This window comes from Bacteroidota bacterium (genome assembly GCA_016213405.1).
Taxonomy (GTDB): Bacteria; Bacteroidota; Bacteroidia; order Palsa-948; family Palsa-948; genus Palsa-948.
In genome coordinates this window covers 1-16,764 of record JACRAM010000071.1, presented here as the reverse complement: position 1 = coordinate 16,764, position 16,764 = coordinate 1, and the positions used below count along the sequence as shown (strand labels likewise).

At 40.0% G+C, this 16,764-nt stretch carries 17 protein-coding genes; 11 read left to right on the top strand and 6 right to left on the bottom strand.

The window, feature by feature from the left end:
- Positions 1-88: 88 nt before the first annotated feature.
- The 8 genes from HY841_08990 to HY841_08955 all read left to right on the top strand — a co-directional run bounded on the left by HY841_08990 (position 89) and on the right by HY841_08955 (position 4,797).
- Positions 89-337, top strand: a complete 249-nt coding sequence (locus HY841_08990; GenBank protein ID MBI4930883.1) for a hypothetical protein — start codon at positions 89-91, stop codon at positions 335-337.
- Positions 338-415: 78 nt separating this feature from the next.
- Positions 416-1,507 carry an Mrp/NBP35 family ATP-binding protein gene (locus HY841_08985; GenBank protein MBI4930882.1) on the top strand — a complete coding sequence of 364 codons (1,092 nt, stop codon included), beginning with the start codon at positions 416-418 and terminating at the stop codon, positions 1,505-1,507.
- Positions 1,508-1,559: 52 nt separating this feature from the next.
- Positions 1,560-1,799, top strand: coding sequence for a NifU family protein (locus tag HY841_08980; protein ID MBI4930881.1), 240 nt, complete (start codon positions 1,560-1,562; stop codon positions 1,797-1,799).
- 101 nt (positions 1,800-1,900) lie between these two features.
- The gene (locus HY841_08975) at positions 1,901-2,497 is read left to right on the top strand and encodes a LemA family protein (GenBank protein MBI4930880.1); all 597 of its coding nucleotides are present in this window, start codon (positions 1,901-1,903) and stop codon (positions 2,495-2,497) included.
- A gap of 116 nt (positions 2,498-2,613) precedes the next feature.
- Positions 2,614-3,057: a TPM domain-containing protein gene (locus HY841_08970; GenBank protein ID MBI4930879.1), complete on the top strand. Its 444-nt coding sequence runs from the start codon at positions 2,614-2,616 to the stop codon at positions 3,055-3,057.
- Entirely contained in the window at positions 3,054-3,821 is a 768-nt protein-coding gene (locus HY841_08965; GenBank protein ID MBI4930878.1) for a TPM domain-containing protein, read from the top strand. The genes HY841_08970 and HY841_08965 overlap by 4 nt, the downstream gene beginning before the upstream one ends.
- Positions 3,822-3,904: 83 nt before the next feature.
- Positions 3,905-4,303, top strand: a complete 399-nt coding sequence (locus HY841_08960) for an SRPBCC domain-containing protein (GenBank protein ID MBI4930877.1) — start codon at positions 3,905-3,907, stop codon at positions 4,301-4,303.
- A 32-nt stretch (positions 4,304-4,335) separates the two neighbouring features.
- Positions 4,336-4,797, top strand: coding sequence for a DUF4907 domain-containing protein (locus tag HY841_08955; protein ID MBI4930876.1), 462 nt, complete (start codon positions 4,336-4,338; stop codon positions 4,795-4,797).
- Here the strand turns inward: HY841_08955 and rsmA are convergent.
- The 6 genes from rsmA to porU all read right to left on the bottom strand — a co-directional run bounded on the left by rsmA (position 4,790) and on the right by porU (position 12,367).
- Entirely contained in the window at positions 4,790-5,605 is an 816-nt protein-coding gene (gene rsmA / locus HY841_08950; GenBank protein ID MBI4930875.1) for a 16S rRNA (adenine(1518)-N(6)/adenine(1519)-N(6))-dimethyltransferase RsmA, read from the bottom strand. The genes HY841_08955 and rsmA overlap by 8 nt on opposite strands.
- Positions 5,605-5,901 carry a DUF4286 family protein gene (locus HY841_08945; protein ID MBI4930874.1) on the bottom strand — a complete coding sequence of 99 codons (297 nt, stop codon included), beginning with the start codon at positions 5,899-5,901 and terminating at the stop codon, positions 5,605-5,607. Before HY841_08945 ends, rsmA begins: the two co-directional genes overlap by 1 nt.
- A 120-nt stretch (positions 5,902-6,021) precedes the next feature.
- Complete coding sequence (locus tag HY841_08940) at positions 6,022-6,501, bottom strand: 2-C-methyl-D-erythritol 2,4-cyclodiphosphate synthase (protein ID MBI4930873.1); 480 nt, start codon at positions 6,499-6,501, stop codon at positions 6,022-6,024.
- A gap of 27 nt (positions 6,502-6,528) precedes the next feature.
- Positions 6,529-7,737: a type IX secretion system outer membrane channel protein PorV gene (gene porV, locus HY841_08935; GenBank protein ID MBI4930872.1), complete on the bottom strand. Its 1,209-nt coding sequence runs from the start codon at positions 7,735-7,737 to the stop codon at positions 6,529-6,531.
- A gap of 122 nt (positions 7,738-7,859) precedes the next feature.
- The gene (locus HY841_08930) at positions 7,860-8,192 is read right to left on the bottom strand and encodes a helix-turn-helix transcriptional regulator (GenBank protein ID MBI4930871.1); all 333 of its coding nucleotides are present in this window, start codon (positions 8,190-8,192) and stop codon (positions 7,860-7,862) included.
- Positions 8,193-8,446: 254 nt separating this feature from the next.
- The gene (porU, locus tag HY841_08925; protein ID MBI4930870.1) at positions 8,447-12,367 is read right to left on the bottom strand and encodes a type IX secretion system sortase PorU; all 3,921 of its coding nucleotides are present in this window, start codon (positions 12,365-12,367) and stop codon (positions 8,447-8,449) included.
- 247 nt (positions 12,368-12,614) lie between these two features.
- Here porU and HY841_08920 point away from each other — a divergent pair, with 247 nt between their 5' ends.
- From HY841_08920 to HY841_08910, 3 genes are all read left to right on the top strand, one after another.
- Entirely contained in the window at positions 12,615-13,574 is a 960-nt protein-coding gene (locus HY841_08920) for a type IX secretion system membrane protein PorP/SprF (protein ID MBI4930869.1), read from the top strand.
- Between the two features lie 76 nt (positions 13,575-13,650).
- The gene (gldJ, locus tag HY841_08915) at positions 13,651-15,234 is read left to right on the top strand and encodes a gliding motility lipoprotein GldJ (GenBank protein ID MBI4930868.1); all 1,584 of its coding nucleotides are present in this window, start codon (positions 13,651-13,653) and stop codon (positions 15,232-15,234) included.
- Between the two features lie 72 nt (positions 15,235-15,306).
- On the top strand, positions 15,307-16,629 hold the full coding sequence (locus tag HY841_08910; protein ID MBI4930867.1) for a UDP-N-acetylmuramoyl-tripeptide--D-alanyl-D-alanine ligase: 1,323 nt from the start codon (positions 15,307-15,309) through the stop codon (positions 16,627-16,629).
- The last annotated feature ends 135 nt before the right edge of the window (positions 16,630-16,764 follow it).

Below are 16,764 nucleotides of genomic sequence, written 5' to 3'. Positions count from 1 at the left end.
CTTTTGTTAGTTATGATTCTCCTTATTTACCCCGATGGATATTTTCCATTTGGAAAATCCTACGGGGTTCACCTCTATTTTTTGAAAAATGAAAAAACTTACTTCAGAAGAATTTTCTGAAACTCCGCACTTGGGCAAAGGAAAAGCATCGCCATTTTACATGGCTATTATCGGACTGAAAAAAGGCGAGGGCTTGCTCATCAGCCGGGAAGAGTGGAATCTGGGCAAAACACCCGGACGAATTTGCCGGCACATTATGAAAAAATATCCGCACGTGAAATACGATTACGGACGGCTTCCCGATAAAAGCGGCTGGGCGGTGAAAAGGGCGGAGTGAGAAGATACCCCGTCCCTAAAGGGAGAAAAATATACTTGCTCCCTTTAGGGTTGGGGCAACTTTCGTATCTTTATTATTATGAATATTACACAAGAAAAAGTTTTAGACGCCCTCCGCAATGTGGACGATCCGGATTTGAAAAAGGACATCGTAACGCTCGGCATGGTGCGCGATGTGGTGGTGGACGGCAAAAATGTTTCGTTCACCGTGATGCTCACCACGCCTGCCTGCCCCATGAAAGATATGATTCAGCGCGCCTGCGTGAATGCGATAATTCATTTTGTGGATAAAGAAGCCATCGTAAAAGTGAAGATGGATGCAGATACTTCTTCCCGCAGGGTGGATGACCGCGTGCTGCTTCCGCAGGTGAAAAATGTAATTGCGGTTGCTTCCGGTAAAGGCGGGGTGGGAAAATCCACCATAGCGGCAAATCTTGCGGTGGGATTGGTGAAGATGGGAGCGAAAGTGGGATTGGTGGACGCGGATATTTACGGTCCCTCTCAAACCATCATGTTTGATATGCTGAATGAAAAACCAAAGATGGCAGAGGTGAACGGAGCAAATAAAATGATGCCTGTGGAAAGCTACGGAGTGAAACTTCTTTCCCTCGGATTTTTTGCAGGTGCCGGGCAAGCGGTGCCCTGGCGCGGACCCATGGCATCGCGCGCGCTCATTCAATTATTTTCTGACGCGGAGTGGGGAGAGCTGGATTATATGGTTGTTGATCTGCCTCCCGGCACTGGCGACATTCATCTTTCATTTGTTGCGCAGGTTCCGGTCACCGGTGCGGTCATCGTAAGCACTCCGCAAAATGTTGCGCTTGCCGATGCGCGCAAAGCGGTTTCCATGTTCAGAATGGATAAGATAAATGTTCCGGTGCTGGGCATGGTGGAGAACATGGCGTATTTCACTCCCGCGGAATTGCCAAACAATAAGTATTACATCTTCGGAAAAGACGGAGCAAAAAATCTTGCGGAAGAAATCGGTGTTCCGCTTTTGGGGCAGATTCCTCTCGTGCAAAGCATCCGCGAATCGGGCGATGCCGGAAGACCTGCCATTCTTCAGGAGAACACGCCACAGTCAATTGCATTAATGGAAATGGTGCATAAAACCGTACAGCAGGTTGCCATTGCGAATGCGAATAAAAAAGAGGTTGAGGTTAAGGTTTAGATGGAGGAAATGCAAAGATTAGTACATTCGTAAAGATTCGTTATTCGTAACCATGAAAGATTCAGCAACAATTTCTAAAATAGAAAACGCTCTTGAACAGGTTCGTCCTTTTCTTAAAGCAGATGGAGGAGATATTTCATTAGTGGAAGTTACGGACGATAATATTGTAAGAGTAAGATTGCTGGGCGCCTGCAAGGGTTGCTCCATCAGCCACATCACCATGAAGGCAGGAATTGAAGAAGCGATAAGAAATGCTGTTCCTGAAATTCGTTTAGTTGAAGCAGTTGGTTAAAAAATCTCATTCCTAAATTTATTTACCTTCGCTTTCCAATTCAATAACTCAATCACTCAATCACTCAACAACTCAATAACTTTTTTCCAATGACACCACAAATGCGAAAATTTTTAGTCTGGGGCGGATTCCTGTTTATCATCTTGTTGATCGGATTCTCAGGATGCGGCTCGTATAATTCAATGGTCACCATGGATGAAGCCGTAACTGCCAACTGGCAGCAGGTGGAAAATCAATACCAGCGCAGATTGGATTTGATTCCGAATCTGGTGAATACCGTTCAGGGGTATGCAAACTTTGAAAAGTCAACCATTGTGGCGGTGACCGAAGCGCGCGCAAGTGTAGGACAAGTAAAAATTGATCCCAGCCATTTAGATGAAGCAAGCATAAAAAATTTCCAGCAGGCGCAGAACAATCTCGGCTCTGCAATTTCAAGGTTGCTTGTGGTGGCTGAACAATATCCTGATTTAAAAGCCAACCAAAACTTTTTAGAACTCCAATCTCAATTGGAAGGAACAGAAAACAGAATTGCTACCGAGCGAATGAGATTCAATGAATCAGCTCAGGAATTGAACACCTACATCCGCACCTTTCCAAAAAACCTTTGGGCCGGAATGTTCGGCATAGCAAAACGTGCCTACTTTGAATCGGATGCAGGAGCGGAGAAAGCGCCAACGGTAAAGTTTGATACAAAATAATTATACGTCATTGCGACAACGAGTGAAACGAAGTTGGAAGCAATCTCACAGAAAGATTGCTTGTCAAAATGTCCACTGGACATTTTTCTTCTCGCAATGACGATACAAAATAAAAAATGTTCTCTTCCAAAAACTTTTTCTCAGCTGATCAGGTGAAGCAGATAGAATCTGCTATTAAATCAGCTGAAGAAAACACTTCAGGAGAAATCCGCGTGCACATTGAAAGACGGTGCAAAGGCGAAGAAGTGGAGTGTGCCACGCTTGCCTTTCATAAACTTGGCATGCATAAAACCCTTTTGCGAAACGGTGTTTTGTTTTATCTCGCACTCAAGGATAAAAAATTTGCCGTGATAGGAGATGAAGGCATTCACAAAAATGTTCCTGAAGGATTCTGGGATTCAGTAAGAGATAAAATGCTGGAACAGTTCAGGCAGAAAAGATTCACCGAAGGGCTTTGCGAAGGAATTATGATGACAGGAGCTGAGTTGAAAAAATATTTTCCTCATTCCGAAACCGATAAAGATGAGCTTTCAAATGAAGTAACCTTCGGTAAGCAATGAAAAAACTTATTCTGGCTTCCGGCTTCTGGCTTCTGGCTTCTTTTAGTTTTGCTTCTGACAATTGCATTCCTTCCAAACCGTCACCGCCCCGGCTTGTCAATAATCTTTCGCAAGAGTTTCCTGATTTTCTTTCTGCTGATGAAGAACAGATGCTGGAAAATAAGCTCGTCCAATTCAGTAAAGAAACTTCCAACCAGATTGTGATTGTGATTGTAGATGATTTGTGCGGATATGACCCGAATGAATTTTGTACGCGCCTCGGTGAACAATGGGGAGTGGGGCAGGGAAAGTTTGATAATGGAATTGTGATAATGATTAAACCAACCGGAGGTTCGGGGCAGCGCGATGCCTACATTGCTTCCGGTTACGGGCTCGAAGGAGTTGTTCCTGACGCCACAGCAAAACGAATTGTGGAAAATGAAATTATTCCGCAATTTAAAAACGGAAACTTTTATAACGGTCTTGATGCCGCCACAGATGTTTTGATTTCTCTGGCGAAAAAAGAATTTAATTATCAGGATTATCAAAAAAATAATCAGCAAAGCTTACCGTGGTTTTTTATTGGCGTATTTATTTTAATATTGCTTTTCGTTTTTGTATTCAAAAATTCCCGCGGACATACCATCACAAGCGGAGGAAGAACTTATTATGGCGGTGGCTGGGGAAGTTTTGGAGGCGGAGGTTTTGGTGGCGGAAGCAGCGGTGGTTTTGGAGGATTTGGCGGAGGAAGTTTTGGAGGCGGAGGAGCAGGAGGAAGTTGGTAAATCTCGAAAAGCAAAACCGAACGAAAAATACGAAAGATGAAATCGGTGTAATTATGAATTATTAATCTGTGTAATCTAAAAAAATGAAAACAAAAACAATAAAACAAACAGTTGCTTTTAATGTGTCGCCACAAGAAGTATACGATGCATTGATGGATTCAAAGAAACACAGCACATTTACTGGAGCAAAAGCAGTCATCAGTAAAAATGTAGGTGGAAAATATTATGCTTATGACGGTTATCACGGAGGCGTGAATCTTGAATTGAAGCCGGGGGAAAAAATTGTTCAGTCGTGGCATGCGCAGAATTGGGAAAAGGGACATTTCGCAAAAGCAACTTTTCGGTTCAGTAAAATTAAAGGAGGAACACGTCTGGTGTTCACCCATTCCGGAGTTCCGGAATCCGATCATCAAGCAATCATTAAGGGATGGAAAGAATATTACTGGAATCCTATGAAAGAATACTTCGGCAAGAAAAAATAGAAATTGTATATTCGCTCACTAACAATCTTTATATGAAAAAATATTTTATTTTTCTCCCTGCAATCCTCTTCCTGTTTTCATGCAGCAACGGCAAAGAGGAAGCCAATAAAGAGACCAAAGATTCTGTTTCTGAAGCCAAGTCAGAAAATCCCATGTCAATGGAAGAAAAAGAAATGAAGGAAATGCAGGAAGCGCAGAAAAATAAAAAACCTGCAGACAACCCTTACAAGAACGCGAAGATTGACATACAGGTTTTCAATAATGATACGGTGAAGCAAGATCCTAAACTTACGGGATTCGGCTACAACATCTTAATCTATGATGCAGTGTATAATCACCAGCCGCATATTCCGGCTATCAATGGAATGCGAGGTTTTCATACAAAAGAACAGGCGCACAAAGCCGCTGAACTGGTGGTATATAAAATCAAGAACAATATTATGCCTCCGAGTTTGAGCCCGCAGGAACTGGATAGCATAGGCTCTCTTAAGTAGAAATTAGTTGAGTCAGAGCTACAAAATCATTTACTGAAAGTTGTTCGGCTCGTTTGTTCAGGAGTTCTGATTCCAAATTTTTCACATTAAACTTTGCACCGACTGCATTTCGCAAAGTTTTTCTTCGCTGATTGAATCCTGCTTTTACTACCTGAAAAAATAATTCTTCATCGCAATCTAATTTCTTCACATCATTTCTTGTCAGACGAATAACAGCCGATTTTACTTTGGGTGGAGGATTGAATACCTGCGGGTTTACTGTAAACAGGAATTCAATTTTGTAAAACGCCTGCATCAGCACACTGAGGATTCCATACGTTTTATTTCCTGGCGGTGAGGCGATTCGTTCTGCTACTTCTTTCTGAAACATTCCCACCACTTCAGGAATCTGATTTTTATATTCCAGCACTTTGAAAAGAATCTGTGAGGAAATGTTGTATGGGAAATTCCCAATGATGGCTAATGGCTGATGGTTGACCCCGTAGGAAATATTTCCAACGGGGTTGATGGTTGATGGAAGCCACTCAGGCATAAAGTCTAAAAAATCCTTTTCAATTATTCTTCCTTCTGATTGAGGAAAGTTTTTTTTAAGGAATGCAATTGACTCTCTGTCAACTTCAACAACATACGTTTCAAAATCTTTTTCCTGCAGAAGATATTTTGTCAGAACGCCTGTGCCCGCACCAACTTCTACGACAGTTTTATAATCATCTTTTCTGGAAAGTGAGCTGACAATTTTTTTAGCGATGTTCTCATCCCTTAGAAAATGTTGTCCGAGATGCTTTTTGGGAGAAACAATATTCGACATCAGATGATTTCAAGAATGGTTCGGAAGGAGGCGAACTTGTCTTTGAATTTTTCAGCGTGTTCTTTCTGTAATCGCGGAGCGTGGGTGTGTTGATAGGCATTCAAATCATCCATCTTGCGGAACGTGTATTGAATTGCATACGTGATTTCTGATCCTTCAGTTATCAGTTTACAGATTTTATTCTCAACAAAAAATCCTGTACGCATCACATCAGGCACATGGACTTCTTTCATCCACTTCAGCCATGCATCATGGATGTCAGATTCAATCGTAACCGTTACATTATAGATATACATAAAAAGCCCCTCTCTAACTCTCCCCCAAGGGGAGAGGAATTTGTGAATGTAAAATTACTATTTCTCAGCGCTACGCTAGCAACCTACGGTTGTCCTTTGGGAAGGGTTGGGGATGGGCTTTCAATAACCCATCAGCAGGCAAACGGCATAGGCGCAAACACCTTCTTCACGTCCAACAAACCCGAGCTTTTCAGTAGTGGTGGCTTTGATGGAAATATTCTTGAGAGGCATTTTCATCGTCTCCGCAAGAATTTTTTTCATATCGGGAACGTAGGGCATTATCTTGGGCGTTTCAAGGCAAAGCGTGCAATCTACATTTCCGATTTCGTATCCTTCTTTTTTCAGGAGCGCAACAACTTTTTTCAAAAGTATTTTGCTGTCAATATTTTTGAATTCATCCGAAGTGTTTGGAAAATGCGTGCCGATGTCGCCCAGATTGGCAGCGCCTAGCAGCGAATCGCAAATGGCATGAATCAATGTGTCGGCATCTGAATGTCCGACTGCTCCTTTTGTATGCGGAATTTTTATTCCTCCGAGCCAGAAATCATTTCCTTCTTTCAGCGGGTGCACATCATAACCGAAACCAACGCGTATCTTCATACAAAGAATTGCTTCATCAGTTCTTTATTAATTTTTTCTGTCGGCATCTCCGCTTCCTGGCGAAGCGTCTTTATCTTTAAAGGAATCAAAGTCGAACAAAAGAGTAAATCGAAGTGTGTTCTGAAGCGGATGGCGCTGTTCGGTAGGGATGAGATACGCAAAGTCAAGACCAAACACGGTGTACTTCACTCCAAGCCCGAGTGTAATAAATTTTCTTCCGCCTTTTGTGGAGGGCTCATTAAAATATCCTGCGCGCAGGGCAAACTGTTTCGCATACCAGTATTCAAATCCTCCGCCAATATTTATTTCACGCAATTCCTCTTTGAAACCCGCAGGAGCATCGCTGAATGAGCCGATCATGCCACTCACAACAGATTTGCTTTGAGAATCTCCAGTACTGTCTGGTGTAGGCACCAGAAGTTTATTAATGTCAAGCAGAAAAGAAACTTCGTTGTAATCATCCAACTGCATGTGAAGCGAAGAGCCAAGTTTCATATTGATGGGGATGAAATCTTTTTCGCCCTGATCGCTGTAAGAAATTTTTGCTCCTATGTTGGAGATGTTAGCTCCAAAGCGCCAGATGGATTGCTTTCCGCTGATTTCTTTTTCATCGCCCTGATAATATCCTGAAACATCGGCAGCAACAGAATTTCCTGAATGTGTTGCCGAATTTTGAACAGTAATGTTTCCGGTAAGATTCGAATGAATATATCGGATGGCACCGCCTCCTGAAAAATGGTTGCCTAATTTTGTGCCATAACCCATATCAACTGCAAATTCATTTGGGCGAAACTGGCCGATTGTGTTTCCGACAATATCCGTGAACGTAATATCTCCAAGAGAAAAATAACGGAGCGAAGCGGCAACAGTTCCGTTCTTTTTCATTTTATAATATCCGGAAAGATAAGCAAGGTTTATATCGGGAACAAGCGCCCTGAGCCAGGGAGTATAAGAAATGGAAATGCCGGTTTGTTTTTTTACAAACGCATACTTGGATGGATTCCAGTGCATGGAGTTTGCATCAGGTGAAGAAGCAACGCCAGCATCGCCCATGGCGCCAGCTCGCGAATCAGGAGCAATAAGAAGGAAAGGAACAGCGGTGGTAATGGTGTTCAGTTGCCCAAGAAGCTGGTCGGTGGTTAACTGCTGAGCAAAGGTTTTTTCAGGAATAGAAATGCTTCCCGCAACAGAAATAAACAGAAGAGGAAGAATCTGACGGGTTTTGATTATTTTCATCAGGGATAATATATATTGTTGCGAAAAGAACGCCAAAGATATTATTTTATTGTATGGTATAGCGAAAGTAGTCAGGTTTGAGAAGGAACAAGGAGTTCTGAATTTGTTCCATTATAAATTCGTTACTTTTTCTCTCTGATGAGTTTGGCTATTTCTTTCAGATGTTCCAAAGGAATCTGGTTGAGGTTTATTTCAACTTTTGATTTTTTAAGTTTAGACAGCGGGTTATCGGGGGTATCTTTTTCCTGAGCATCTGGAATCCATTCAAATAAATCGTTGGGAGTGCACTTGAATACTTTGCACAGCAGTTCTAAATCATGAAGCGAAATGGAATTGGTTTTGTTTTTGGCAAATTTGTGCGAAACCCAATAGGAAAAGCCACTTTTATTGAGGTAAGCGCGCGCATTAGGCTGGTTGTGCAGGCGGCAGAGTGTGTGTATGTCTAATTTCAGCATAGATTTTGTTTTGAGATAGGCAAAATTAGATAAAAGTTTCAAACTGCCGTATCAATATATAAAGTTTTCGTATCAGTATTTCAAGTTTCCGTATCAGTATCTAAAGTTCTCGTATCAATATTTCAAGTTCACGCATCAATATTCCAAGTCCCCGTATAAGTATTTCAAATATGTGTATCAGGACTTCAAATATCCATATCAGTATTTTAAGTTCTCATATAATTGTTTTAAATATATATATCAATTATTGAAATTTATTTAAGAATGACCAACTTTTCAAACTGCTCGGCAGTTTCGCCCGAAGCTTTAACGCGCAGGCGGTAAACATACACTCCGCGCCCTATTTTATCGCCATAATCATCGGTGCCATCCCATTCAATGGGTGAAGAACGGTAGCCATCCATATTTATAAGCTGATAAATGCTTTTAATGAGTTTGCCTGATACGGTAAATATCTGAATCTGCACATCCATGTTTGTGCAGCATTTGTTATGTTCAAAGTAAAAAGAAGTTTTTGTGGTGAAGGGATTCGGATAGTTCAATACATGCTTAAGTGCGAGTTCGGCAGAGGAAGCCACTACAAATTCTGTGGATGTGGAAGAGGAGTTATTGTAAACATCCCAAACCTTTACGGTAAGATTATGATTTCCTTCAGCAAGATCTTTCAGCGGATAGCGTACCGTTCCTTTTTTATAATTGTTTAGTTCAGATTCATAATAGTCATTCAGCACAATGGGCTGAACGGTGTTTCCATCGAGCACGGCTGTAATGTCATGACCGATGCTTATTCCTGCGGTGTTGATTCCGTTTGAATCGCTTACCAAGGCATAAATTTTAGGATTGGCATCTGTAATTCCTCCGTAGGCAAATTTTTCATTGTTCATATAAAGTTTTATGTCAGGGCCTGCATAATCCTGCGGTGCGGTTGAATCTGTTCCGCCTATAATGAAGTCTTCAAAATATCCGCTGGCATCCTGATATCCGTTGTGCGAGTAATAACTGATTCTTCCTTTATCAAAATTATAAGCAATATCTTTCGGAACGATGAAGGAGAATGAAAACTTTCCGTTTGTAACGCTTGCCTTTCCTTTGAAGAGAATATTTTTCTGGAGGTAAAAAGTTTTTGGCGGACTTGTGGGGTCATTTGACAGAGTAGTGATTTTTCTGGCTTTATCAAAAACAGTAGGATAAATTATTCCATTGAAATTGGTAAGAAGATTTCCGTTCATATCGCGCACCTCTCCTTTAACAGATACTTTGCTCAGGGCTCTGGCGGTATCGAGTTTTAATACATTAACCAGAGAGTCATTTATGTCTGTGGTGGCAACAGAATAGTCCGGATAGTTGAGCGAAAGAGCCGGGTCGGCAAGCAAAGAAAAATTGCGCTGATTGATTGCTGTTGGTGGCATGCTGTTTTTTGTAAGCAAATGCAAATCTCCGAGATGAGGCATTTCGCCATTTGGAAGAGGATTAAAAGTATAGTTGTAAAAATTATCGTTGAGTGTAAAGTTGGGACCTGAATAAACCACGCGCGTGGTTGACATCAGCCCAATGCTTCCACCGATGGGATTTAATAATGTTAATTCTCCTGCAGAAATTAATTCCGGATTATCCCAACGGCTGAATTCGCAGGTGGCTGTGAAAAACAAAGGAAGTTTGCACTGGTTTGTCCATGAATTGATATGATAAACCTCAAGAAACCGTTCATGCGCCCAACCGAGTTCTCCCCCGTGACCGGTATAGTTGACAATCAAACATCCTCTTTCCATTCTTCGATTGAGTGCCGCGGTTGCATCAGGATACCGTTCGCCACCCGGAGTGGATACCTGTTGATAAGCGTCCAGATAAATCTTATCAATGTTGTAATTTTTATGAGTGTTCCTGATTTTTTCTGCAATCTGGTCGGCCTGTTTGAGGTGGTCTGAGTTATCTTCATCATCTGCACAAAACGTGATAACATTTATCCAATCGCCCAACCCGTAACATACATCGGTTGAACAGGAATTTCCTGTTTCAATAGAACCGGGAACGCTGGTGTATTTAATAATTTTATTCACAACAAGTTCAGCTTCGCTCACAGATTTTACAGGCAGGCGCCCCACGCCAATGTCGAGCATATCGGGTTCAGTTGGGGAATCCCAGTTGCCTTCATTATTATCCAGCATTCCATAAAAATCATCAGAAGTATAAGATGCAGTCGGGTCATTAGAAAGAAGAGATTCATAAGCAGGAACATAATTGGTATTATTGATAGTGGTTTTCAAATTATAGGAGCCTCTTCCAAATAAGAGAAGATACTTTGGAAGTTGGGTGGAATCCGCAGCGCGATCGTAAAACATTTTCACAAAATCGCGAATAGCGCAAACATCCTGTGTACCGGAAGAAAACTCATTATACGTCTGCTCGGTGGTGGCTACGGAAACCGTCATGCTGTCCTGTGTTCGGTGCAAATTGGCAAGTGCATTTGCCTGGTCAATAAAAAGCGGATTGGTAACAATAATCAAATCGCTTTGTCCCATGGCGTGCAAATCCTGATTGAGAACTTCTCCGTGTGGCTTTGGAATAAGGAAGGATTGCCCGTTGAAAGCGATAAATTCTCTGAGTGTGTCTGTAGCCAATGTAAAATCAAGAGAGTTGCCGGAAAAATTTATTTGCTGAAGTTTTGTATTTATCGGATCTGTAACCTCCCAAATCTGTAAGGCAGAACTGGCGTTTGAAACAATGAATTGAGAAACATTTCCTGTGTCTGATGAATTAACATCTCTGAAAATCATCTGACTGCCATTCATTGTAAGTTGTCTTCTTACATTCACTTCAATGTAATTCAGCCAGCCAATGGCTGGAGAAGGAGTTGTTTTTGAAACGGTGACAGGAATAGTACCGGATAAAGAAGGATAAAAATTAAGCGTGTCCGAGTTTGTTTTATAATAGGTGGAAGTAATGTTTGAAGTTGCAACGCCCATTACATTAAAAGAAGAAGAAGCGTTTGCAGTGCTCCATAAAAAATCAGTGCCAGGTGAATCGCGCCTTGCCGCACATTCAACTTTCACATAAGCTTTTGACGAGGTTTCAATATTTGCAAAACTAAAGGTGAAGTTGAAAGAAGTAAGAATGTCAAACGTTTCTCCGAACCATTGCCTGCCTGATTTCAGAAGATTATTGGTTTCCAGTTCGTGAAACTGATAATCGTCAAAACTTGTAACGGTGTCTGTGGGAGGAGTTGTTAATGAATTTTGTGTTGTAATTCTTTTTCCGATTCCTGAATCTGCTGTAATAAAATAATAAGTTGTGTCAGAATAAACATTTAGATTGTGATGGAATTTATTATCGGTGCTGTTATATTTCCATCGGTGCTGTGACTGACCATAGAATAAAATATAATCCGTAGAGTCAAATTTGCTGTCTCCCTGCCCGGAAACATATATAGCGTTTTCCTGTAAATCATCATATCGAAATCCTGAGTTGGCAAAAGGTAATTGCCCTCCTCCATTTCCATAAATGCGGATGTTTTGAGGATTTATTGAATTAGCATCTAATCCTAAATTCTTCAGAAAGGAATAATCCATTTTATAAATTCCATCTGCAGAAAGTGCGACTTTATACCATTTTCCATTTGCCAGAACAGAGTTTGAAGCATACGTTTTTTGAGAAGAAGAATTAATTATTGTATTGGGACTGTTATCTGGAATTACCTGCAGAGAAAATGAAACAAGCTTTTCGAAATTGCCGGTTGTTTTATTTTTTCTTATCGGAATAAACTGAATGTAAGCATAAGGTTTCTTTCTATACAAAGAAATTGTTACAACAGGATTTATTCCGTCAGAAATAAAGTTTTTCTTTTGACTATCGTAACTGGTAACGACCGTTTTCTCCGAATCACTTAACAACTGATATATTTCATTATAAATTTTGGAATCAGCAGAAACCGTATAATAAGGAAGAGCAACCCGTTCAGAATAAATAGGGAAAAAATGATTGATTAAATCATATTGCGCATTTTGGAAAGTAAGAAAAGATTGTTTGCCAAGTCCCGGCACTTCATCTGTAACTAACTTTTGCCATGAAATTATTTTTTCAGGTTTGGGTTGATTTAATGAAGCAATCCTATTGCTTTGGGCAAAAGATACAATCATTGAAAAAATAGCAAAAAATAATAAATAAGCTCTATTTTTCATAAAAACGATATAATCAAAGGTATAATATATTTTTTATAAGTTTAAGGATAAAGGTTAATTCTATTTATTCAAATTTGCCTTTTTCAATATTATTAGTACCTTTGTAGTTCAGATAAGATTAGAAATGTAGTAATTAGGTTGCATGTCGCTAACGGAGGAATGATATTAATATTTTGTAATTATTTTTGTTTTTATAAAATTATTTGACTTTTAGCTTGTTATAGGGAAAATAAACTTTATGCACTCAATGAAGAAATTACTTTCTGCTCTTTTTCTTTTGGTTTCTTGTTTTTCTTTTAAGAATGAAATCAAAGCACAGGATCCTCACTTTACCCAATTCTATGCAAATCCTATATATTTGAATCCCGCTTTTGCTGGAAGTCATCGTTGTCCCAGAATTATTTTCAATTATCGCAACCAATGGCCGAATATTACAGGAACTTTTGTTACTACCAGTTTTTCATTTGATACACGGGTTGAGGCTGTATCCGGAGGATTGGGAATTCATTTTTTAAATGACAAGGCGGGTATGGGAACCATGGGCATTACACGCTTCAGCGGAATGTATGCCTACCAACTTGCTGTTACCCGTGAATTTTCTATGGCGTTTGGATTTCAGGCAACTTACGGTCAGAAAAAACTGGATTGGTCAAAACTTACTTTTGGCGACCAGATTGATCCCAAATATGGGTTCATCTATAATACAAATGAAACCAAGAATCAGGAGGTAGTTTCCTATCCCGATTTTTCTGCTGGAGTGCTTGGTTTCAGTAAAAGATTTTACGCAGGTTTTGCAGTTTTTCATCTGGCAGAACCAGACGAAGCTTTTCTTTATTCAAATAGTCCCCTGCCAATGAAATTCACCGGTCACGCAGGCGCTGTAATTCCTCTTGATGGAAGATATGGTCAGTCAAATATTTCTCCCAATATTATTTATCAGCAGCAGCAGGATTTCAGAGAATTAAACCTGGGACTTTACCTCACCAAAGGTCCTATTGTCGGAGGTTTATGGTACAGAAATGAAGATGCTGTTGTTGCCCTTGTTGGTTTTCAGCAAGACCCTGTTAAAATGGGATATAGTTATGACATCACTGTTTCTAAATTAGGAATTGTAACAGCTGGTTCTCACGAAATATCTTTCCAGTTGCTTTTCAAATGCAGACCAAGACATAAAAAGTTCAGAACAGTAAGTTGCCCTTCCTTTTAATTCATATAAAATATTTTTAGAACTCTTACGTTAGTAGTTAATAATATAATTAGAAAGTAAATAAAAAAATAAAAATATGAAAACACTTATCAAGATTACAGGTGTAGCACTTTTAACAAGCAGTGTTGTTTTTCTTGCTTCGTGCGGCAAAGAAACCTCACCTATTACAGGATGGAATTACAACGATGCCGCCAATGGCGGGTTCGAAGTTCTTCCTTATGTAGAGCAGGAAACCGGGCCAGGTTTAGTGCTTGTTGAAGGCGGAACATTTACCATGGGGCGTGTTGAACAGGATGTCAATTACGACTGGAACACAATTCCAAAAAGAGTAACCGTTTCTTCATTTTACATTGATGAAACAGAAATCCGAAACCTTGATTATCTCGAATATCTTCATTGGCTGAGCAGGATTTATGCCGGAGATGAAACCTTTTTTGAGATTTATAAAAGAGCTCTTCCTGATACGCTCGTTTGGCGTTCACGACTTGCTTTCAATGAACCATATGTTGATTATTATCTTCGCCACCCGTCCTACCGCGATTATCCCGTTGTGGGTGTAAACTGGCTTCAGGCAAGCGATTTCTGCGTATGGCGAACTGATCGTGTAAATGAGTACATCCTCATCCGCGAAGGAATTCTTGATTGGGATCTTGGTCAAAGTTTGGCTAACAACTTTAATACCGATGCTTACTTTGCCGGAAAATATGAAGGTGTTGTAAAACAATTAATCCCTCGTCCCGATGGAACAGAAAGAAAAGTTCGCATGGAAGATGGAATTCTTTTACCTAAGTACCGCCTTCCCACCGAAGCTGAGTGGGAATTTGCTGCATACGGATTGATTGGAAATACTATAGAAGGACGAATTTTGGAAAGACGTTTATATCCATGGAATGGTCACGCAGTGCGTAATCCTAACGATAAATTTATTGGTGACTTCATGGGAAATTTTGTAATAACAGGTGGCGATTACATGGGTATTGCCGGTCGTTTAAATGACGCAGCCGATATTACAGCTCCTGTTTATTCTTATTGGCCCAATGATTACGGATTATATAACATGGCAGGCAACGTAAGCGAATGGGTGATGGACGTATACCGCCCTCTTACTTATATGGATATGGATGATTTCCGACCATTCCGTGGCAATGTTTTTCAAACAGCAATAAAGGATGAAGACGGCACTATGGTTGACCAGGGCGACTCGCTTCTTTATGATGCAGATAGCAATTTAATAAGCCGACCTGGTCTTGTAAAAATGCGCAATGTGGATATTAAGGAAAAGGAAGACCACCTTGATGAGCGCAGAAATTATAAGTACGCTGATAATATTAATTATCATGATGGCGACCACCAATCAAGTATTATGTATGATGGAGACCCTCCCGCTACAGACAGAGAAGCAAATTTTGAAATGTATCAGTATCCGGTTGATAAAACTAAATTTCCTGACCAAAACCCAAAAGAACAATATCAAATGTCGCTTGTCAATAATAAAGCACATGTGTATAAAGGAGCTTCTTGGAAGGACAGAGCCTATTGGATGGTTCCCGGCACACGCAGATTTCTGGATCAGCGCCAGGATTTCGCATGGCTTGGCTTTCGTTGTTCAATGGCACGTATAGGAAGTCCTCAGGGAATGGGCAGCAGTAAGAAAAGATAATTTTAAATAGCATATCAGGAAATCCCGCCACATTTAGTGACGGGATTTTTTGTTTCCGTACTTTTACAGCAAATGAAATTTCCCTCCATACAAGAAATTTATTCTCGTTTCAAAACAAATTCTCATATTACGACTGACAGCAGGAAAATACCTGTAGGTTCTGTTTTTTTTGCATTGAGAGGAGGGAATTTTAACGGGAACAATTTTGCTGAATCAGCTCTTCAGCAGGGATGCAGTTATGCTGTTATTGATGATGAAACAAAGTATTTCAATAATGGCAATTATATTTTAGTAAAGGATTGCCTTTTGACTTTGCAGGAACTTGCAAAATATCACCGCACTCAATTAAAAATTCCATTCATCGCCATCACAGGTAGCAATGGAAAGACCACAACTAAAGAATTAATCAAAAGTATTTTATCAGAGAAGTATAAAGTTCTTGCCACTTCCGGAAATCTTAACAATCATATCGGAGTACCGCTGACACTTCTTTCTATTACCCCTGACATTGAAATTGCAGTGATTGAAATTGGCGCGAATCACATAGGAGAAATTGCAATGCTTTGTGAAATAGCCCAGCCCGATTACGGAATAATTACCAATATCGGAAAGGCGCACATTGGCGAGTTCGGAAGTTTTGAAAACATTGTGAAAGCAAAAACAGAAATGTATGATTTTGTCGGAACAAAAAACGGAAAGTTATTTATCAATTCTGAGAATGAATTATTAATGTCAGAATCAAAAGGAATAGAAAAAATAACTTACGGAATTTTACAAAAAGATTTTTGTACATGTCAGTGTATAGATTCGAATCCATTTCTAAAAATAGAATATGAAAATGAAATAATTTCATCTCGGCTCATTGGCAAATACAATTTTGAAAATGTTGCAGCTGCGATTTGTGTAGGCAAGTATTTCGGAATAGATAATAAAAAAATTAAAGAGGCGCTTGAAACATACACTCCTTCCAATAATCGCTCACAAGTTGTAAGAACAAACAATAACACACTTATTCTTGATGCGTATAACGCAAACCCCTCCAGCATGCGTGCTGCCATTGAAAATTTTTATGAGATGAAAGAAGAAAACAAGTGGCTGATACTTGGTGATATGCTCGAACTTGGTGAATATGAAATACAAGAGCACAAAAATATTTTAAAATTGATTTATGAGAAGAAATTTCAGAATGTAATCATGGTTGGAGAAAGATTTTCTAAAGCGATGTCAAAATTAAAAATTTCTTTTTCTAACCTTTTCCTCTTTAAAAATTCAGATGAGCTTGTTTCAAAAATAAAAACCCTCCCCTTCGGGGAGGGAAAGGGAGGGGTTTCTTCCCTAATCCTGATAAAAGGTTCGCGCGGAATAAAACTCGAGAAGATTGTAGAATTTCTTTAATGACCCCGGCATGAACTCCCTGTGGTCTTGCCACAGGGATGAAATGCCGTTGCGCGAAGCGCAAAAGAGTATGTTTACTTCATGGTAGACACGAGCGAGGAGATATGGTACTGGCATCACAATGTATCGGAGTGT